The 18,696-nt window shown below is 61.6% G+C and carries 19 protein-coding genes and 1 tRNA gene; 12 read left to right on the top strand and 8 right to left on the bottom strand.

Annotated elements, in window-relative coordinates; genetic code table 11:
• Positions 1-64: 64 nt before the first annotated feature.
• Positions 65-526: a MarR family transcriptional regulator gene (locus tag C5N93_RS13830; RefSeq protein ID WP_150719807.1), complete on the top strand. Its 462-nt coding sequence runs from the start codon at positions 65-67 to the stop codon at positions 524-526.
• Positions 527-565: 39 nt separating this feature from the next.
• On the opposite strand, the gene C5N93_RS13825 is transcribed toward C5N93_RS13830, so the two are convergent.
• The gene (locus C5N93_RS13825; protein WP_242559716.1) at positions 566-1,783 is read right to left on the bottom strand and encodes a pyruvate dehydrogenase; all 1,218 of its coding nucleotides are present in this window, start codon (positions 1,781-1,783) and stop codon (positions 566-568) included.
• Between the two features lie 135 nt (positions 1,784-1,918).
• On the opposite strand from C5N93_RS13825, the gene C5N93_RS13820 reads away from it, so the two are divergent.
• From C5N93_RS13820 to C5N93_RS13805, 4 genes are all read left to right on the top strand, one after another.
• A complete protein-coding gene (locus tag C5N93_RS13820; protein WP_242559715.1) occupies positions 1,919-2,569 on the top strand; it encodes a glutathione binding-like protein in 651 nt (216 codons plus the stop codon).
• 4 nt (positions 2,570-2,573) lie between these two features.
• Positions 2,574-2,900: an SMR family transporter gene (locus C5N93_RS13815; protein ID WP_242559714.1), complete on the top strand. Its 327-nt coding sequence runs from the start codon at positions 2,574-2,576 to the stop codon at positions 2,898-2,900.
• Positions 2,901-3,082: 182 nt separating this feature from the next.
• Positions 3,083-3,697: a pyridoxamine 5'-phosphate oxidase family protein gene (locus C5N93_RS13810; RefSeq protein ID WP_242559713.1), complete on the top strand. Its 615-nt coding sequence runs from the start codon at positions 3,083-3,085 to the stop codon at positions 3,695-3,697.
• A gap of 223 nt (positions 3,698-3,920) precedes the next feature.
• Entirely contained in the window at positions 3,921-6,944 is a 3,024-nt protein-coding gene (locus C5N93_RS13805; RefSeq protein WP_242559712.1) for an autotransporter outer membrane beta-barrel domain-containing protein, read from the top strand.
• A 124-nt stretch (positions 6,945-7,068) separates the two neighbouring features.
• Here the strand turns inward: C5N93_RS13805 and C5N93_RS13800 are convergent, their stop codons facing one another.
• From C5N93_RS13800 to C5N93_RS13790, 3 genes are read right to left on the bottom strand one after another with little or no spacing between them, the layout of a single operon-like run.
• The gene (locus C5N93_RS13800; RefSeq protein ID WP_242559711.1) at positions 7,069-7,878 is read right to left on the bottom strand and encodes an HpcH/HpaI aldolase/citrate lyase family protein; all 810 of its coding nucleotides are present in this window, start codon (positions 7,876-7,878) and stop codon (positions 7,069-7,071) included.
• 17 nt (positions 7,879-7,895) lie between these two features.
• Positions 7,896-8,696, bottom strand: coding sequence for a 2-oxo-hept-4-ene-1,7-dioate hydratase (hpaH, locus tag C5N93_RS13795; protein WP_242559710.1), 801 nt, complete (start codon positions 8,694-8,696; stop codon positions 7,896-7,898).
• Positions 8,697-8,710: 14 nt separating this feature from the next.
• Entirely contained in the window at positions 8,711-9,352 is a 642-nt protein-coding gene (locus tag C5N93_RS13790; RefSeq protein ID WP_242559709.1) for a flavin reductase family protein, read from the bottom strand.
• A 297-nt stretch (positions 9,353-9,649) separates the two neighbouring features.
• On the opposite strand from C5N93_RS13790, the gene C5N93_RS13785 reads away from it, so the two are divergent.
• Complete coding sequence (locus tag C5N93_RS13785; RefSeq protein ID WP_242559708.1) at positions 9,650-10,294, top strand: MarR family transcriptional regulator; 645 nt, start codon at positions 9,650-9,652, stop codon at positions 10,292-10,294.
• Between the two features lie 59 nt (positions 10,295-10,353).
• Here C5N93_RS13785 and C5N93_RS13780 read toward each other — a convergent pair whose 3' ends face one another.
• From C5N93_RS13780 to C5N93_RS13770, 3 genes are all read right to left on the bottom strand, one after another.
• Positions 10,354-10,878: a flavin reductase family protein gene (locus C5N93_RS13780; RefSeq protein ID WP_242559707.1), complete on the bottom strand. Its 525-nt coding sequence runs from the start codon at positions 10,876-10,878 to the stop codon at positions 10,354-10,356.
• A 32-nt stretch (positions 10,879-10,910) separates the two neighbouring features.
• The gene (locus C5N93_RS13775) at positions 10,911-12,467 is read right to left on the bottom strand and encodes a 4-hydroxyphenylacetate 3-hydroxylase N-terminal domain-containing protein (protein ID WP_242559706.1); all 1,557 of its coding nucleotides are present in this window, start codon (positions 12,465-12,467) and stop codon (positions 10,911-10,913) included.
• 129 nt (positions 12,468-12,596) lie between these two features.
• Complete coding sequence (locus C5N93_RS13770; protein ID WP_242559705.1) at positions 12,597-13,040, bottom strand: VOC family protein; 444 nt, start codon at positions 13,038-13,040, stop codon at positions 12,597-12,599.
• A gap of 444 nt (positions 13,041-13,484) precedes the next feature.
• Between C5N93_RS13770 and C5N93_RS13765 the strand changes: the two genes are divergently transcribed.
• The 3 genes from C5N93_RS13765 to C5N93_RS13755 all read left to right on the top strand — a co-directional run bounded on the left by C5N93_RS13765 (position 13,485) and on the right by C5N93_RS13755 (position 14,828).
• Positions 13,485-14,045 (top strand): hypothetical protein, encoded by a 561-nt coding sequence (locus C5N93_RS13765; protein ID WP_242559704.1) that lies wholly within the window; start codon positions 13,485-13,487, stop codon positions 14,043-14,045.
• 23 nt (positions 14,046-14,068) lie between these two features.
• Positions 14,069-14,653 (top strand): hypothetical protein, encoded by a 585-nt coding sequence (locus C5N93_RS13760; RefSeq protein WP_242559703.1) that lies wholly within the window; start codon positions 14,069-14,071, stop codon positions 14,651-14,653.
• Between the two features lie 101 nt (positions 14,654-14,754).
• Positions 14,755-14,828 (top strand) — tRNA-Gly (locus tag C5N93_RS13755).
• Positions 14,829-15,012: 184 nt separating this feature from the next.
• Here C5N93_RS13755 and C5N93_RS13750 read toward each other — a convergent pair.
• Entirely contained in the window at positions 15,013-15,480 is a 468-nt protein-coding gene (locus C5N93_RS13750; RefSeq protein WP_069344679.1) for a nuclear transport factor 2 family protein, read from the bottom strand.
• Between the two features lie 97 nt (positions 15,481-15,577).
• Between C5N93_RS13750 and C5N93_RS13745 the strand changes: the two genes are divergently transcribed.
• From C5N93_RS13745 to C5N93_RS13735, 3 genes are all read left to right on the top strand, one after another.
• Positions 15,578-16,153 (top strand): TetR/AcrR family transcriptional regulator, encoded by a 576-nt coding sequence (locus tag C5N93_RS13745; RefSeq protein WP_242559702.1) that lies wholly within the window; start codon positions 15,578-15,580, stop codon positions 16,151-16,153.
• 216 nt (positions 16,154-16,369) lie between these two features.
• The gene (locus C5N93_RS13740; protein ID WP_069344681.1) at positions 16,370-16,951 is read left to right on the top strand and encodes a TetR/AcrR family transcriptional regulator; all 582 of its coding nucleotides are present in this window, start codon (positions 16,370-16,372) and stop codon (positions 16,949-16,951) included.
• Positions 16,952-17,064: 113 nt separating this feature from the next.
• On the top strand, positions 17,065-18,279 hold the full coding sequence (locus tag C5N93_RS13735; protein WP_242559701.1) for an MFS transporter: 1,215 nt from the start codon (positions 17,065-17,067) through the stop codon (positions 18,277-18,279).
• Positions 18,280-18,696 lie beyond the last annotated feature (417 nt).

Below are 18,696 nucleotides of genomic sequence, written 5' to 3'. Positions count from 1 at the left end.
GCCGGTCATTCTAGCGATGTACAATTGCATCTGCAACTCACACATGAAAACGACAAGGACATTCATGAGCACGACCGATCCCGATCTCTGGTTCTCCTTCGTGCGCGCACATCGCACGATGATTCGCGAGATCGAGCGCCGTCTGGCGCAGGCCGGGCTGCCCGCCTACGCGTGGTACGACGCGCTGTGGGGGCTGGAAAGCGGCCCGCAGGGCACGCGTCGCATGCACGAACTGGCCGACGTGCTGGCCATCGAGCGCTACAACCTGACGCGTCTGATCGATCGCCTCGAACAGGAGGAACTCGTCACGCGCATGCGCGATCCGGACGACGGCCGCGCGGCCTACGCGACCATCACCGACAAGGGGCGCGCGCTTCGCAAGAAGATGTGGAAGGTCTACCAGTCCACCGTCGCCGAGCTTTTCCTCAGTCAGTTCCGCGAGAAAGACATCGCCCCCGTGGCCGAAGCGCTCGACCGCGCCAGCACGGCGGCACGAGCGTTTCTGGTGGAGACGAAGCCGCGCTGAAGCAGGTGGCGCTGACGGCATTCGCCGCCACGTCGGGCATCAGATCACGCCGTAACGACGCGTGGCATCTGCGATGCGCGAGCGCGGCAGCATGCCATCGTTCACCAGCAGGCGCAGCGCGTTCAGGACAATCCAGCGCACGCCCGGCGCATCGCCCGTCTTCAGGCTCTCGCCGTTTTCGTCCTTCCCGCCTTGTACGTCCGTGTCGTCGCTGCCCAATGCGGCGAAACGCGCCGGAATGAACGCACCGATCTGATTCGCGATGTGGCGCGCATAGCCGGTCACGGCGAGCACCGGTGCGCGTCCGTCTCCGAGACACCGAACCAGATGCGGTACGTCGGCGGGTGCATCTGCGCGCAGCATCGACATCCGCTCGGCTTCGCCGGCCTCGCGCGCGAGACGCGTATAGCTCGGACAACTCCATACCTCGCAGGCCACGCCCCAATCCAGTTGCAGCCATCGCGCCGCTTCGAGCACGTTCGCGAGCGCCCGGCCCGCACCGCACAGCCGGATGACGTAGGGCGGATTCGTGTCAGGGAGCGTGCGCAGACGGTACATGCCCCGGTAGGCGTCGTGAGCATCGCCCGGTCCCAGCGCCGGTGAAGGGGTGGACGGCATGTCGTGCGCGCTCAGATAGCAAAAACCGAATTCGCCTCGAACGTACAACGCGTCGAGCGCCGCACATAGCAGCGCTTGCAGTTCCTGTGCCGATGCCGGGTCGTAAGGCAGCCATTCGGACTGGGCCGCCAGCCATAGCGGCAGTTCGGGACGTACGCGTTGCAACCGGTCCGGCGACCAGACGGAGGCGTCGTTGAGGAAGATGCCGCGCCTTAACGGATCGGTCTGCTGCGGCGCGCGCAGGCCCGACGCTTCGACACCCGCCATCAGCACCCCGCGCAATGTCGGCGAATGCAGCAAATACAGCAGCGGACGCTCGCGTGCCGTCGCCGAGCGGAACCAGGTCGCAATGGCGCTGGGCAAGCTGGACGACGACGCAGCCTTGCCGCGCGACTTGCGGCCCGGGGTCTCCTGCGCCGGTGTCGCCGAATCCACGATCCACACCTGCTCGGACGTGTCGCCCTGAGCCAGCACATCGGCGATATGGGCCAGCGCCCCCGATGGCGACGTCGCCGTCCCGCCGCCGTCCTCGCGCACCCCGCCATCACGAAAAGCCATCAGCTTGCCGATACAAGCCAGCGCCGCCTGTCGCGTTGCGCTCTCGACCGCCGAACGGCCCCGTCCCGACATCCCCATCATGGCCTCTCCCTCATGCGCCGTCACGATTCGGTACGGCTTGTGATTCGTCTCGGAAACACATACGATTGACGTACGATTGCAATTGCAATCATTGTATTTGCAATTGAAAGACAAGACAACGTTCCGAGGAAATCCATGACACCGACGCATTTGCCCCTCACCTTCTACACGGCTGACACACCGAACGGCCTCAAAGTCAGCCTGTATCTGCACGAATGTGGGTTGCCGCATCGACAGATCAATGTCGATCTCTCTGCTGGAGAACAGAAGCAACCGGCCTTCCTCGCGTTGAATCCAAACGGCAAGATTCCGGTCATCGTGGATCATGAGCGGGCGCTGACGGTCTTCGAGTCGGGCGCGATCCTGTCGTATCTCGCGACAAAGACCGGCGTGCTGCAACCGATGACGAAAGCGAAGGCGATTGCCGTCAATCAATGGCTTCACTTTCAGATTGGCGGCATCGGCCCGATGCTCGGGCAGTTGTGGTGGTTCCTCCACGGCTCGAAGACGACCAACACCGAGGCCATCGAGCGCTATCGCAAGGAGTCGATGCGGCTGATCGGCGTGGTGGACGACAGGCTGGCGACGTCGGCCTATCTCGCGACCGACGAGTACTCGATCGCCGACATCGCCGCGTTCGCGTGGCTACGGACGTATCACGAACTGAACGTGGACATCTCGTCGTTCGCCAACGTGCAACGCTGGCTGGCGCAGATCGAGGCGCGTCCGGCGGTGAAGGCCGCGATTGTGGCCAATCGGGGGACACGGGAAAAGCAGGAGGCGTGAGGCCATGGCCTGGATCTATCTGTTGCTGGCCGCCGCGCTGGAAATCGGGATGGGGCTGGCCCTGAAGCTCAATCAAGGCTGGACTCGCGTGGTGCCCAGCGGCCTTGCCGTTGCCGCGGCGCTGGCCAGCATCTACCTGCTCGCGCTGGCATTGCGCGCCCTGCCCGTGGGCATGGCGTATGCGATCTGGACGGGCATCGGCTCGGTCGGTCTGGTAGTCGTCGGTGTGCTCTGGTTCGGCGAATCGCTGCCGTGGACCCGCGTCGGCTTTCTGGCGCTGACGATCGTCGGTATCGCGGGGCTGCGATTCTCCGAAGGCGGCGCGGCCTGATGGGCACGAGGTCGATGTGATGTCGATGCGATGTCGATGTGATGTCGACACCGCGCACCGGGAGGCGCCACCGGGACAGCGCGATTTACGCCTGTGACGACCGAATCTATACTGCCCGCAGCGAATCGCCGAAGCTCGCCGGACATCCCCGGCATCGGCATGAACAAAGGCAGGGGCACGACATGAATCATGAAGTCACGAGCGTGGATCAACTGGAGGCCATTTACGGCGAGCCGAGCGAGCGCGCGCTCTGGAAGGAACTGACTTATCTCAACGAGGACTATCAGGCCTTCGTCAAAGCCTGCCCCTTCGTGGTGCTGGCGTCCGTGGGTGAAGAAGGCACCGACTGTTCGCCGAAGGGCGACCCTGCCGGATTCGTCCGAATTCTGGATGAGCGCACGGTTGTCGTGCCCGATCGTCCTGGCAACAACCGGATCGACAATCTGCGCAACATCCTTGCCGATCCACGGGTGTCGTTGTTGTTTCTGATTCCGGGCGTGGGCGAGACGCTGCGCATCAACGGCCGCGCCCGTATCTCGGTCGACCCGGAGCTGCTCGCGTCATTCGAAGTCAATGGCAAGTCGCCGAAAACCGCCATCGTCGTGTCCATCGATCGCGTGTATTACCACTGCGCGAAAGCGATCGTTCGCTCGGGACTTTGGGACGCGCAGACGCAAATTCCTCGCGAATGCCTGCCAAGCCCCGGCGCGATGCATCGACGCCTGAGCGGCGGTCATTTCGACGCCGAAACGTATGACCGGGATTTGCAGAAGAACACGCAGGCCGGTCTGTATTGACGGCCGACATCGATTGCGCGAGCTGCATTCGAATGGCCCGATGAAGCGCCGACCGGCTTCGCGGGCCATTTTTTTGTGCCGTCCATTCGCCTCCTCATCTGTTGCGCTCATCTGTCCCATTTACCGTCAATTTGACGACCTTTCGTTTCCTTTCATGAATTCGTCATGACGCCCTCCAATACTTGGCGACTTCGAACAAGTTCCAAAGAGGACATCGGGGTTTATGAAACCTATCGCCATTCTTGCGGGCGTCATCGCGCTTTTCGCCGAACAAAACGCCTTCGCCGCTAACTTCCAGATCGTCAACGGGCAAACGCTCACGACCGCACAGACGCTGTCGAGCGGCCAGACCGGCACCATCAATCAGGGCGGCACGCTGTCGCTCGGTGGCAGCGCGGTCGGGATCACCATGACGGGCAACGCCACCCTCGTCAACAACGGCACGATCAACATGACCGGCACCGGTCGCGCGATTCGCGACAACACCGGGGGCCTGACGCTGACCATCACGAACGGTGTCGGTGCGAGCATGACCACGTTCGACGCCGACGTGATCCAGATGAACAAGGCGAACAGCAATATCGTCTTCAACAACTACGGCACGCTCACGTCGACCAACACGTCGGCCGGTGGCAGTCAGGCCATCGACTTCAACGCCATTACCACCGGCACCAACGTCCTGAACAACTTCGCGGGCGGCATCATTCAGGCGAACGAAGCCGATGCGGTTCGTCCCGGGGTGAACGGCGTGGTGAACAACGCGGGCATCATCCGCTCGACCAACAATCCGGGCAGCACGAGCAGCAGCGACGGTGTCGACGCGCAGTCCAACAGCGGTGTGACCATCGTCAACGCCGGTACCGGCGTGATTCAGGGCGCGCGTCACGGCATTACCGGTGGCGTCGATACCACGACCGACGGCACGTTCAAGCTGTCGGTGACGAACAATGCCGGCGGCACGATTCAGGGCATGAACGGGTCCGGCATCAACATCGACGGCTTCAACGCCAAGGAAGTCGTCACCATCGTCAACGCGGGCACCATCATCGGAAACGGCGTGACGGCTGACGGCGACGGGGTGGACGTCGACGGCATCGTCAACATCACGAACTCCGGCGTGATTCGCGGCGCGAGAGCGAACAACGATGTGAGCGAAGGTGTCACGGTCGGCGGCGGCACCATCGTCAACAGCGGCACGATCGTCGGCGAGAACACGCCCGGCGGTATCGGACGCGGCATTACGCTCGCCGGCGTCGACAAGGATCCGGTCTCGGGGTTGCCCATTGCGCCGCAAGGCATCTACACGAACACGACCATCGTCAACAGCGGTCTCATTCGCGGCCAGAGCGATTCGGCCATTGCGGTGACGGGCGCACGCAACGCCTTCACGGTGACCATCGTCAACCAGGCCGGCGGCACGCTGGAAGGCGGTGGTGCAACGGCCGCAGCGGTCAATACCGGCGCGAACGATGCCACGGTGATCAACTACGGCACGATTACCGCCGACCAGAGCGGCAAGGCCGTGGATCTGGGCAGCGGCAACAGCAACCTCCAGATTCTGGGCGGCTCGGCGGTGGTGAACGGCGACATCTCGGGCGGCACGGGCGCCAGCACGCTGACGATCACGCCGGGGGCGGGCAACGCATTCAGCTATAACGGCGCCATCTCGAATTTCTCGTCCGTCTCGCTGGGCGCCGGCACGACCACGCTTAATGGTGCGAGCACGTACGCAGGGCCGACGTCGCTCGCGAGCGGCGCCACGGTGATCGTCGGCGATGCGTCGCATCGGAGCGCCACGCTCGGCAGCGGCATGACGACCGTGGCCAGTGGCGCGACGCTGGCAGGCTACGGCGGCACGCTGGGCAGCGTGACGAACGCGGGCATCATCGCGGTCGGCAGTGCGTCGCCAGGCGCGGTGGCAGGCACCCTCGGGACGTTCACGATTGCGGGCAATTACGTCGGCAACAACGGCACGGCGCTCATGGGCGCGACGATCAGCCCTGACGGCTCGGTCGCGTCGGACAAACTGGTCATCAACGGCAACGCGAGCGGCACGACCTTCCTGAAACTCAAGGTGTCCGGTGCGGGCGTACCGACCTCGGGCAACGGGCTTGAACTGGTGCAGGTCAATGGCACGGCGTCGGACGGCGCGTTCAAGCTCGACTCGCCGGTGCAGGCGGGCGCGTATCAGTATCTGCTTCGCAAGGTCGGCCCGGTCGGTGGCGATCCGAGCTGGTTCCTGTCGACGTCGTACGCGTCGGGCGAGACGGCGTACCGTGCTGCGACGGTCGCGTACGCCATGACGCCGCAGTTGAACGCCGACTTCGGCTTCACGATGCTGGGCCGGATGCAGGAGCGTCTGGGCAGCGTGCGCACGAACGGCGGTGTGGGCGACGATGCATCGAACAGTGTCTGGGGACGTGTGTACGGCAAGACGATGGACAGCACGATGTCGGGCCGATTCGGGGCGGATGAGCGCCTGTTCGCAGCGCAGTTCGGGCGTGACTGGCGTCTGAATACCGACGCCTCGGGCATGGGCGGCAGTGCGCTGGCTGGGTTGACGGCGACGTTCGGTGCGGCGTCGGCGTCGTTCTCCGACAGTGCGCGCACGCAGGACCCGACGCTCACATCGGCGACCGGTTCGGTGTCGATGCAGGCGCAATCGGTCGGGGCGTACTGGACGCGCATCTTGCCGCAGGGCGCATTCATCGACGTGACGACGCAGTTCTCGCACTATCGCAACAAGTACAGCGACGTGTCGGGCGTGGGCGCGACGCAAAACGGTTTCGGTGCGGCGTTGTCGGGCGAGATCGGGCATAAGTTCTCGATCCTGGGTTCGGGCTTCACCATCGAGCCGCAGATGCAGTTGGCCTATCAGTACCTGCATCTGAACGGGTTCAGCGACAGCGTTTCGTCGGTGTCGGGCAACACGACGAATGCTTTGCGAGGACGCGTCGGTTTCAAGCTCAACACGCCGGATCTGGGCAATTCGGTCGGTGTCGGGTCGGCTGCGCCGTACCTGACGGTCGATGTGGTGCACGACTTCCTGTCGCCGGGCGCGACGAACGTCGGCGGTGCAACGTTCGACAGCAGTCTGTCAAAGACCTGGTATGAAATCGGCGCCGGCGTCGAAGCCACACTGGGACGCGCCTCATCGCTGTACGCCGGCGCGAAGTACGCCCGCAACATGGGCGGCGATTACCGTCGCAATGTTTACGGACAGGTGGGGTATCGGTATCGGTGGTGATGGGGGCGGCATACCCACGGCAGGCGATTGGCGCTCGTCAGGGTGACGGCCAAAACGAAAAAGTCACCCTCGGGCGTCATGCGGGATGCCGTTCAGTTAAGCCACTGAACGGCATCCGACTGCATCAGACCGCTTTTCCGGGCCTGAATTTCGTCAGTAGCTGGGTGGCTGTGTGACGAAGCAGCAGCGTATCGACGCCGACCGCGACGAATTGGGCGCCGGCCTCTAGCCACCGGTTCGCCTGCGTCTCGTCCGTAGCCAGAATGCCGGCCGCCTTACCCGCTCGCCGGATGCTCGCAATGCCGTCGGCGATGGCGGCCTGCACCTCCGGATGACTCGCAGCACCGACGAAGCCCATCGACGCTGCAAGGTCTGCCGGTCCGATGAAGACGCCATTGACACCGGGTGTGGCCGCGATGGCATCGAGGTTGCGCATGGCCTCAACCGTTTCCGCCTGTACCAGCAGGCACGTCTGTCCGTTCGCTTCGTGCAGGTAGTTCGAATATGTCTGCCAACGCGAAGCGCGAGCCAGCGCACTGCCCAGACCGCGAATGCCCTCAGGGGGGTAGCGCATGGCACGAACCAGCGCTGCAGCCTGTTCGGCGGTATCGACCATCGGCACCAATATCGTCTGCGCGCCGATATCGAGATACTGAGCGATCAGCTTTGCATCGCCAACCGGCACGCGCACGATGGGGTGCGAGCGGGGGGCATCCGATGCCAGCGCGGCGCTCGCGCTGGCAATGCCTTGCAACTGCGCGAGCACGGAGCGTAAATCGTTCGGGGCGTGCTCACCATCGATGAGCAGCCAGTCGTAACCCACACTGGCCAGTAGCTCGGCGACGTACCCGTCTCCCAGTCCGACCCAAAGACCGATTTGCCGGGGATGGCCGGTGGCGAGCGCTTGCTTGAAAGGATTCTGCGGCGTATTCATGATTGCGTTGGGCCGACCTAGACGAAAGAGAACGTGAGGCGACCGAGGCGACCATAGTCGGCCTCGAAATGATCGCCTCGCTGTGCGGCGACGGGACGCGTAAAGGAGCCGGCCAGCACCACATGGCCCGGCAAGAGTGCATCGCCCCACGGGGCAAGCTTTTCGGCAAGCCATGCCACACCGATGGCGGGATGTCCCTGCACGCCGGCGGCAAGGCCGGTTTCCTCGACGATATGGTTTTGTCGCAAAACGGCCCCGCACCACGGCAAATCGATGTCGTGCGGGCTGACCTTCTCGCCACCGAGAATCACGCCGGCATTCGCGGCGTTGTCCGAGATGGTGTCGAACACCCGGCGCATAACGCCCGTATGCCTGTCGCGCTGCTCGATGCGGGCATCGATGATCTCGATGGCCGGCTGGACATAGTCGGTAGCATTGAGCACATCCGCCACGCTGAGCGGCCCCGCAGGCAGACGCTGCTTGAGCACGAACGCAAGTTCCACCTCGACTCGGGGGGAGATGAAGCGCTCGAACGGAATATCGCCCGGCGCGAAGAGCATGTCGTCGAGCAAGGTGCCAAAATCGGGCTCGGTGATCTGACTCGCCTGCTGCATGGCGCGCGACGTGAGGCCGATCTTGTGCCCCACGACGTAACGCCCCTCCGCCTGCTTGATCTTCATCCACTCGCGCGAGATGGCATAACCGTCCGCGATGGTCATCTCCGGAAATTGCCGCGAGAAGTGCTCGATCTGCACCCTCGTCTTCTCGCTGGCGTGAAGTGCCGCCGCGAGCCGTTTGACGTCTTCCTTCGAAAGCATTGTCTTCTCCCGCATCATTGTTCGTCGCTTCCATGCGACGTCTTGGTGTCCTGCCACGCCTGAACGGACGGGGTCACCAACTTGAACGGATCGGCCACTCGCATGTACCAGCCGGGGTTATGCAGACGTGCGACCAGATCCAGCGCCATCGGATCGAAATACATGTTCTCGAGACTCACGATCGCGCGATCGTCGATGTGCGCGCTGACGATATCCGCCACGACGAGTAGTCGACGACCGTCAATATCAAGGGCATGACGCGTCTTGCACTCGAACGACGCCGGACTTTCCTTGATGCGCGGGACCTTGACCAGCCGCGAGGGCACGGTTTCGAGCTTGGCTTCAGTGGATTCGTCGATTTCGGGGTCGAACTCGATCGACGTGATATTCATGCGCTCGATCGACGCGTAGGAGACCAGGTTGACGACGAACTCCCCGGTATCGGCGATGTTTCTGGCGGTATCCTTCAGGCGTCCCTGCCGCGATCCGATGCAGACGCTCAGCAGCGGCGGGTCTCCCGACATCAGGTTGAAGAACGAGAACGGCGCGACATTCAGGCGGCCCTCGCTCGAATACGAAGAGATCCACGCAATCGGGCGCGGCACGACAGTGGAGTGAAGCAACTTGTTGCGCTGCTCACCATTCAATTCGGACATGGGAAAGTACATGGCGCGCAGCTCAGTTGGCCCCTCGTGCTACCCGGGCCGGAGAATGCGCGCGGTGACGCTTCGAAATCGTGTGCAACATCCCTCTTCTCCTTCAAATTCATTCGCCTGACGGATAGTGAGTCAAGCGTAGTAATATGGCGGACGCAGGTGCTATTGCCCTTGTGCAAAACCGACGCTGCGACCGATGCAGATATCGACGAAACATCAACGCTAAACTTCAGCCCGGATGGCGCTGCCCTGACGTAGTGGTCGAGCGTCGCGAGGCTGGCTCAGTTGTGATTACGAATGACGGCCAACTCCAAAATCTCAAAAACATCAAAACCTGCGCAAACTTCCCTGACGGTTGCCACGCCGCATACGATGCGTAGCGCCGAAGCCGCCACAGCGCCCCATCTCGAACTGCTGAATCAGACGGGGTCCGCCGCGCTTCGACACAAATCGGCGTCCGTAGGACTGCTGATGCTGTGGCTGAGCGACGACGTCGCCGCACATCTCAACAAGACGCTCTTGCCGCACGGGGTGACGGAGAAGAAATTCGACATCCTGATGCTCTTCGGTCTGGCCGAACGCGGGTTGCTGGATATCGAGACCCTCACACCGACCTACATCTCCGAGTATTTCGACGTGACGCGATCAAGCGTCACCGGTCTGCTGGATTGGCTCGAAGTTCGAAAGCTGCTGGCAAGAAAGTCGCATAAGCAGGATCGCCGTAGTTTCGTGCTTGAACTCACGCCGAAGGGCCGGCAGTTGCTCAATGACGCCCTGCCGGATTTCTGGAGCTCTTGCGAATCGCTGGTCTCCGTTCTGAGCGATGAAGAGGCATCGGTGCTGCAAACGCTGCTCTCCAAGATATGGGGACACTTGAAGGGCCATCACGCGGACACGCCTGCCTCCGCCGCTCCCTCTCCTAAAGTCAAATCCGGACGCTGACGAGCTCCTCGGGTGCCGCCCCCTTACTTCGTCATATGACGAAGTAAGGGGGAGCGCGCTCAGGCACTCAGCAATCCAGGGTTCTCCAAATGGCGATACTTCCCTGCGTAGTGAATCAACGGCGCTTGTTGCGCCGGCTCGCTTGCAGCGTGAAGCACCCGGCCGACGAACAGCGTGTGATCTCCGCACTCGAACCGCGCTTCCATACTTGCCGACACGACGGCGAGCGCGGTCTCCAGCAGCGGCGCGCCGTGGATCTGCACAAATGTCGGCGGATCTTGCACCGACGCCTGTCGTGAGAAATGCCCGCTCACCGATTGCTGATCGTCGCGCAGCACGCTTACGCCAAAGCGATCGGTGCGACCGAGCACATCGTGAAGGCGACTCTTACGGCCGATGCAGATGACGATCAGTGGCGGCGAGAGCGAGCCCGACATGAAAGCGCTGGCGGTCATCGCGTGAACGTCGTCACCGTCGTTCGCTGCGACGATGGTGACGCCCGTCGCAAAACTGCTCATCGCGCGGCGGAATTCGCTTTCCGTTAATGCGGAGAGTGCGGAGAGGTTGGAGATTTCGGTAATCATGGTTCGGCACCTCGAATCTGATCCTTGGGCGCTCAAGCGCGCAGATCGGCGACCGTCCAGCCGTTGAGGTCGTATTCGGACATGCAGATATCCGCAAACCCCTTCATACGGTCGGCGAGCCCATTGTGTTCGGCGACCATCAGCGGATCGAGACGACTCTGCTCGTAGCTGCCCGAATAGTTCATCTCGTAAAGCTCGTGGCGCGAGGCGAACTCCGAGCCGACGGCGTCCCACAACAGCTTGAGGACCTTCACGCGCTCCACCGAATCGATGCCGTTCGATCCGCGAACATATTTGTCGAGGTAAGCGCGGATTTCCGGGTGCTTGAAGTCTGCGGCATGCGATGGCAGGTAGATCAGGCCGCTGGCGACCGTCTTCTGAATGAGATTTCGAATGCGCGAATAGGCGTCGGACTGAATGGTGCGGTAGCCGAGCGCACTATTGACGTTGGGTGCGACGAATCCGTCACCCCATTTATCGTCCGACTTCGCCATGGCGTCTGACAATCCCCAGATGACGTTGCGCAGACCGATGGCTTCACCGACTGCTGCCTGCACGCCGCGAAAATCCTTTGAGCCGGTGATTTCGACCGCTTTGAGGAAGAGGCCGATGATGAAGTCCAGCTTGATGGCCAGACGCGTGCAGCCGTGAAGCAGCGTGCGGCCCAGGAATCCGGACTGGCGGATGAAGGTGTTGGAGAGGTCGACGCCGTACATCAGCACGTCTTCCCAGGGCACGAACACCTTGTCCAGAATCAGGATGGAGTCGTTTTCGTCCAGACGGCTCGACAGCGGGGCGTCGAATGGGGAGCCGAGAACGGCGGACGACTTCTCGTACGAGTTACGGCAGATCAGCTTTACGCCGGGTGCGCCGGTGGGCACGATGAAGATGGGCGAGAAGCGAATGTCCTTGTGCACCACGCCGTAGTGGCCGACGAAGGTCCACTGCGTGAGTGCTGCACCGGTCGCAACGACCTTCGCCCCGCTCACGACAATGCCGGCGTCGGTCTCTTTCTCGACGCGCACGAAGACATCCGACTGCTCCACTGGAATCGAGCGATCCACGGGCGGATTGACGATCGCGTGGTTGATGTACGGGACGCGGCGGCGTGCGTAGTCGTACCACTGGTCCGCGTGCGCCTGATACTCGCCGTACGCGCCCTTGTTCGCACCCAGCGTGCCGATCCACGACGCCTTGTAGTCCGGCGTGCGGCCCATCCACCCGAACGTCATGCGGGACCATTCGGCGATGGCGTCGCGGCTTGCGATCTGCTCCTCCACGCTGCGTGGCGCCTGAAAGAAGCGATGCGTGACGTAGCCGTCCTGACCTTCGATGGGAACGGTCATCAAGTCGCGCTTGGCCGGGTCGTGCAGTGCGTCGTAGAGGCGGGCCGTCATGCGGGCCGAATTGCGAAACGCGATGTGGTCGACGACCTTGTTCACGCGTTCTCCGTTGATCCACACCTCACGGCCGTCGTCGAGGCTATCGAGATATTCCTGCCCGGTGTAAATCCCTTCGGTGCCGTTGCCTTTCAGGAACTGCGTCAGATCTCCGGGGGCGTCTCCCAGGCTTTGCGCTGCTGTATTCATGATGTCTTCCTCCTTATGCAATCGGGGTTGCGTGACGGCGCTGGCGCGTCATGTATCCCGATGGCTCCTCTGTCTTATGGGAACGCGCGCGTGGCATGTCGCGTTGGCGACGCCCGCGCGTTGTATCGATCAGCCTTCGGTCTGGCGCTTCGGCTCGACACCGGCCCGGCGTGCGTCCTTCTGATGGATTTCCACCATGTTGCCGGCCGGGTCGTGGATGAAAAGCTGCTTGAGGCTGGGTGACGCAACGTTATCGAGCTGGAAATACTCGATGCCGCGACGAACAAGTTCGACTTCGGCGGCCAGCACGTCCTCGACAGCCACCGCGATGTGATTGCTCACGGGATCCTGATTCGGTCCTTTCGCATAGGGGGAGGGACCGTCGCTACCGAGAATGTGAACCTGAGTGCCGTTGGGCAGATTGATCCAGTAGCCGTGAATGCCGGGAATGTTCCAGCGCGTTTCGTCCTGCGGCAGCTGAAGCAGATCGGTGTAGAAGTCCCGCATTTCATCCGCTACCGCATTGGTAACGCCGAATCCGACGTGATGAAGTTCCAGAATCTTGATGGGCATGTTGTCTCCTTTCTGTGGGTGATATGGCTGGGGCGACGCTCGGCGTCAATTGATACGTTAAGTTGATAATACGGTAAACGTACTAAATTGACGAAGCAGGGGATTCCCTAGGTGAAGGGCGAGTTGTTTCAGGTGTATTTGAGGAGATTTACCGCGGGGGAGGGACGTTTTGACGGTCGTAGCGCCGTGCGCTCACAGCGGGCGCAATGCCACTCCCGCACTGACGCTTGCGGGGGATTACCTTGTTGCGCTCTTCTGCGGAAGGGGCGACTCTGGCGCCCTGGCTGTTGCATCGTTCGGACATCGATTCTTTTTCATGTGAAATACCGTTGACACGTCTTAAACCAGCCTCATATCCTTTCTCAGCATTACAAATAAAGTATTAGATCAGCTACGACGCAACGTCAGAGTAGCGAGGCATTCACACGTCATTCGGGGATTTCCATGTTTAAGAGAATCGGGGTTGTACTCGCGGTGTCCTGCGCCGCGTTGCTCGGCGCGTGCTCAACGACGGCACCGACCTACAACGCTTCGCTGGATAACGTCGACAAGTTGAAAGCAGGCGGTGATTACAAGGTCGCCGTTGGCAAATTTGCACCGACATCGGGCCTGAAAACCGAATCGGAAATCGCGCTGCGCACGACATCCATGTCTTCACCCTATGGCAACTCTTACAGCCAGTATCTTGCAGAAGCGATAAGGCAGGAGTTGTCACTGGCCGGCAAGCTCGCACCTTCGTCGCCAGTTCAGATTACCGGCACGTTGCTGGAGAATGACGTCGACACGGGTATCGCGACGGGTAAGGGCGTCATCAAGGCACGCATCGTCGTGACAAGCGGCAACACAACGCGCTATGACCAAGTGAAATCTGCCGAGACGGAGTGGTCATCGAACTTCGTGGCGGCCATCGCCATTCCGCGCGCCACCGAGGCGTATCCCAAGCTTGTTCAGAAGCTCTTGACGGCATTGCTCGATGACGACGCATTCCTGAAAGCACTTCAATAAACGCCATCCGTCGCGGAGAAAAAATGCGAGTTTTCAAACTACTCTGCGCCATGTTCATCGTGGCGCTGGCGTCGGGCTGTGCGCATCAGGTCAGCATGAGCCCGGACATTGCGGCAGTGAATGCACCGGAAGGCGCCACGCGCGTCGATAAGCACGTGGGTTTTGTTATCACGGATCAGTTGCGTGAATTGACTGTTACGACACCAGGTGGAGGAGGTGACAAAATAAGTTACAAGCCGTATGCCGATACCGAAACTGCGTTCTACAAGATGTTTTCGAACGTCTTCACAAACGTATCGCGCCTGAAATCTTCAGACGATGCCTCGACGCAGAAAAACGCGCTTGCCTATGTCGTGGTCCCTACGATAACGACGGATTCCTCGTCGACGAGTTTGGTCACCTGGCCAGCAACGGATTTCACGGTCAATCTCAAGTGCGAGATTCGGAATCTGGATGGCACGATTTTCGCCACAAAGACCGTGACCGGCACCGGCCACGCAGACTTTAGCGAATTCAAGAGCGACTTTTCGCTCTCCGGTCGCCGGGCTGCTGCAGACGCCATGATCAAGCTGCAAGACACCCTACTGAAAATGCCGGAACTGCGCTAAACACGCCGAGGGGCCGCGGTGATCGATGTCTCGAACGTCGATCACCGCGATCAGATCACGATTGCCAAACACCCCTAACCCCGCGTAAAATAGCCCTCTTCGCGGGCGTCGTATAATGGTAATACCCTAGCTTCCCAAGCTAGAGCCGTGGGTTCGATTCCCATCGCCCGCTCCAGAACGCTTCACGCCCCTCGGGCGATCTCTCGATACGTTCTGTTCTGCAAGTCTTCTACTTCCCAGCAGGTTTCCGCTAGCGCCCTGACGCACAACGTCACAGCGATCTGTTGCTTCGCCTATTCGCAATCACTCCAGCGCCGCGCGATGGGGCGCCGGAGCAGGTACATCTCGACTTCACCGCTTCAGAGGCCCAGTTCCGTCAGCCCGGGATGATCGTCGGGACGTCGTCCGAGCGGCCAGTGGTACTTGCGCTCGCTTTCCTTGATCGGCATGTCGTTGATGCTCGCGTAGCGACGCTGCATCAGCCCGTTCTCCGCAAACTCCCAATTCTCATTGCCGTACGACCGGAACCAGTTGCCCGCGTCGTCGTGCCATTCGTAGGCGTAACGCACCGCAATCCGGTTGCCGTCGAATGCCCAAAGCTCCTTGATGAGACGGTAGTCCAGTTCCTTGCGCCACTTGCGCTCCAGAAAGGCCTGCGCCTCGGCACGGTTGCTCGCAAACTCCGCCCGATTACGCCATTTCGTATCCAGCGTGTACGCCAGCGCGACCTTGGCCGCATCGCGCGTGTTCCAGCCATCTTCGGCCAAACGGATTTTCTCGATCGCGGTTTCTCGCGTGAACGGCGGCAGAGGGGGACGTGTTTCCATGACGACTCCTGACAATGAGATAAGGTGAGACAAGTAGACAGATCTGTCTACATGACGGAGTGTAGACGCGGTAGACCGATCTGTCTACAATTCCCCTATGAATCCTACTCATGACTCCCCTGCCCAATCATCGCCGCGCGATCGCATCCTCGTCGCGGCGCACGATCTGTTCTATCGTGACGGCGTCCGGGCGACGGGAATCGACAAGATCATCGAGCAGTCGAAGGTCGCCAAGGTCACGTTCTATCGCCAGTACCCCAGCAAGGACGATCTCATCCGCGCCTATCTGGATTATCGGCATGTGCGCTGGATCCACTGGTTTCGCACGACGCTGGACGCGCAGGTAGCCACCGGCCAATCACCGGCCGACGCGCTCGTCGCCACGCTCGCGCAATGGTTCTCGCGGGACGATTTCAGAGGCTGCGCCTTCCTGAACTCGTCGGCCGAACTCGGGACCGCCGATCCCCAGATTCTGGAAATCGTGCGAGAGCATAAGGACGACATGACGTCCGCCATCGAAACGCTCGTCGCTCCGGGCAACACTCGTGCCGCGAAAGCGCGGGCCCTCGCCCTGGCCGTCGACGGCGCCATCGTGCACGTGCAGATGGGACATCCGCTGCCCCTCGTGCTCGATAGCCTCAGAACGCTCATCTCTCCCATGTTCGCCAAGTAGCACCAAGTCCCCGCGAACGGATGCGGCCCCCGCCGAAGCCGTCCTGTGACGGCTTCGCTGCATTTTGCGAGGCACTCCGATCCCGGCACGCGCCAAACCCACATCTCACGTCCGGTTATTTGAACGATGAGTCAAAAATAGCCTATAGTCACGCCATCCACCGTTGCGTCTTGCGCACCGGCCATTTCCCATCCTCACGATTCGACGAGGCCCATCATGAGCGGCAGACCCAGAGAATTCGACGACGCGGCCGTCATCGACGCCGCCATGGACGTCTTCTGGACGAACGGCTATGAAGGCACGTCCGCGCAGGCACTCGTCGAATGCACAGGGCTCGGACGCGGCAGTCTTTATAACGCCTTCGGCAGCAAGCTCCACCTCTATCACGAAGCGCTCGAACGCTATCAGACGCTCGGCCTTCAGAAGCAAGCCGACATTCTCAACGCCCCCGGCTCCGTCAAGGATCGGCTGCGCGCCATGATGCAGTGGGGCATCGACGAAGACCTCGATCCCGACAAGCAACGCGGCTGCATGGCCCTTTTCGCCGCATTCGAACGCGGCGCAAAGGACGAGAAGGTTCGTAGAATCAGTCAGGCTTACTTCACCCGCATCGAACAAGTGCTCGTGCACCTGATCGCGATCGGCCAGCACAACGGCGAACTCTCCACCCAGCGCTCGCCCGTCGTCGTCGCCCGTACGTTCATGTCGAGCTACTACGGTCTGCGCGCCCTCGGACGCACCGTCCACGACCGCGCCTTTCTCGAAGGCGTCATGCAGGGCACGCTCGATCAATTGTGACGTTCGGCACCGCCCGTCACCTCACCGCTGACTTTCTCGCGCAACACACCATCCAAAACACCTGACACCCTAAATCCCCCCTCGCGGACGCCATTCACATCCGCGATTATGGAATGATCGTTAAAATTATGACGCAAAAATCGACAATGCCGCCTGTCGTCTACCTGTTAGGACTCACCGTCTTCGCGATGACGACCGCGGAATTCATGGTCGCCGGCATGATGCCTGCGCTCGCCCACGCAATGAACGTCGGTATCGGCGACATTGGCAATCTGATCTCGCTCTACGCCCTCGGCATGACCATCGGCGGCCCGGTCCTCACGGCCCTGCTGCTCGCGCTGCGCACCCCGCACAAACGTGCGCTCATCTGGTTGCTGAGCATCAACGTGGCCGGCGGCGTGCTGGCTGCCGTTTCGACCCGTTATGAAGTGATGGCCCTCGCCCGGATCATCATGGGGGTAGCCAGCTCGGCAACGTTCGGGGTCGCGCTGACCCTCTGCGCGGATCTCGTCGCGCCGTCGGTTCGCGGGCGCGCGGCGTCCTTCGTGCTGGGCGGGCTGATGTTCTCGCCGGTCGTCGGCGTGCCGCTCACGGCCTTCATCGAACAGCACTATGGCTGGCGCGCCAGCTTCTGGCTCGTCGCCGTGCTCGCCGCGCTTTGCACGGTGGCGGTTGCGCTCTGGGCACCCAGGAGTGAAAAGCAGGAAGAGGAAGTCGTCAGCCTGGCGGCGGAATTTCGCTCGCTGCTGAATCGTCCGCTGTGGGCCGCGTTTGCGACCAGCGGTCTGATCATCGGCGCGACGTTCGCCGCGTTCAGCTACTTCTCGCCGATCTTTCTGAATGTCGCCGGCGTGTCGGCCACGTCGATTCCGAATCTGCTCGCGATGTACGGTATCGCAAACATCATCGGCAACGCCGTCGTCGGGCGCTTCGCCGACCGTCATACGCTCACCGTACTGATTGCGGGTTTGTCAGTGCTCGCACTCGCGTTGATCAGCTTTGCGCTTTGGGCCGAGTTGACGCCGGTCGGTATCGCCGCGTTCGCCGCCATCGGGCTGACGGGCGTCTCGCTCAATCCGGCGATGGTCGCTCGTGTGATGCGGGCCGCAGCACCGGGGCCGCTCGTCAATACGATGCATACGTCAGTGATTACGGCCGGTCTCGCCTTCGGGACGTGGGCAGGTGGTGCCGCCATCGACGCCGGGTATAGCATGCGCGCACCGCTTTGGATCGGTGCCGCGATGGCGGCCCTCGGGCTCGCCAGTTTGTTGCCTTACCTCCGCTCGGGTCTCGCTCAGGCGCCCGAAACGGTGTGCTCCGCTTCCTGATGCTGTCTTAGATGAGGGGGCAGCCAGGTCCGGGAAGCACTCGCTTACCGCATCGGAATGGCTGCCTCACCCGATGGATCCCCAACGCATCTCGCACCTTCAGACGTTCAGCGCGCACCGATCAGAACAGTGCCAGCACATCGTTGAAGAACTTCGCTACCGGTGCTGCACGGCTTGCCCACGTGCCTACGGTTACCAGTGCGTCGCAGATCGGTCCAATTGCAGCCATGTCACACCTCCAGTCGATTCGGTTCGGTTTGCGCTTCGTCGCGCGTTAATCAGAACAGCGCCAGCACGTCGTTGAAGAACTTCGCTACCGGTGCTGCACGGCTTGCCCACGTGCCTACGGTTACCAGTGCGTCGCAGATCGGTCCAATTGCAGCCATGTCACACCTCCAGTCGATTCGGTTCGGTTTG

Source organism: Pandoraea sp. LA3, from assembly GCF_022696215.1.
GTDB classification, from domain to species: Bacteria; Pseudomonadota; Gammaproteobacteria; order Burkholderiales; family Burkholderiaceae; genus Pandoraea; species Pandoraea capi.
The sequence above is the reverse complement of the archived record's forward strand: the minus strand, read 5'-3'. Positions and strand labels throughout refer to the sequence as shown.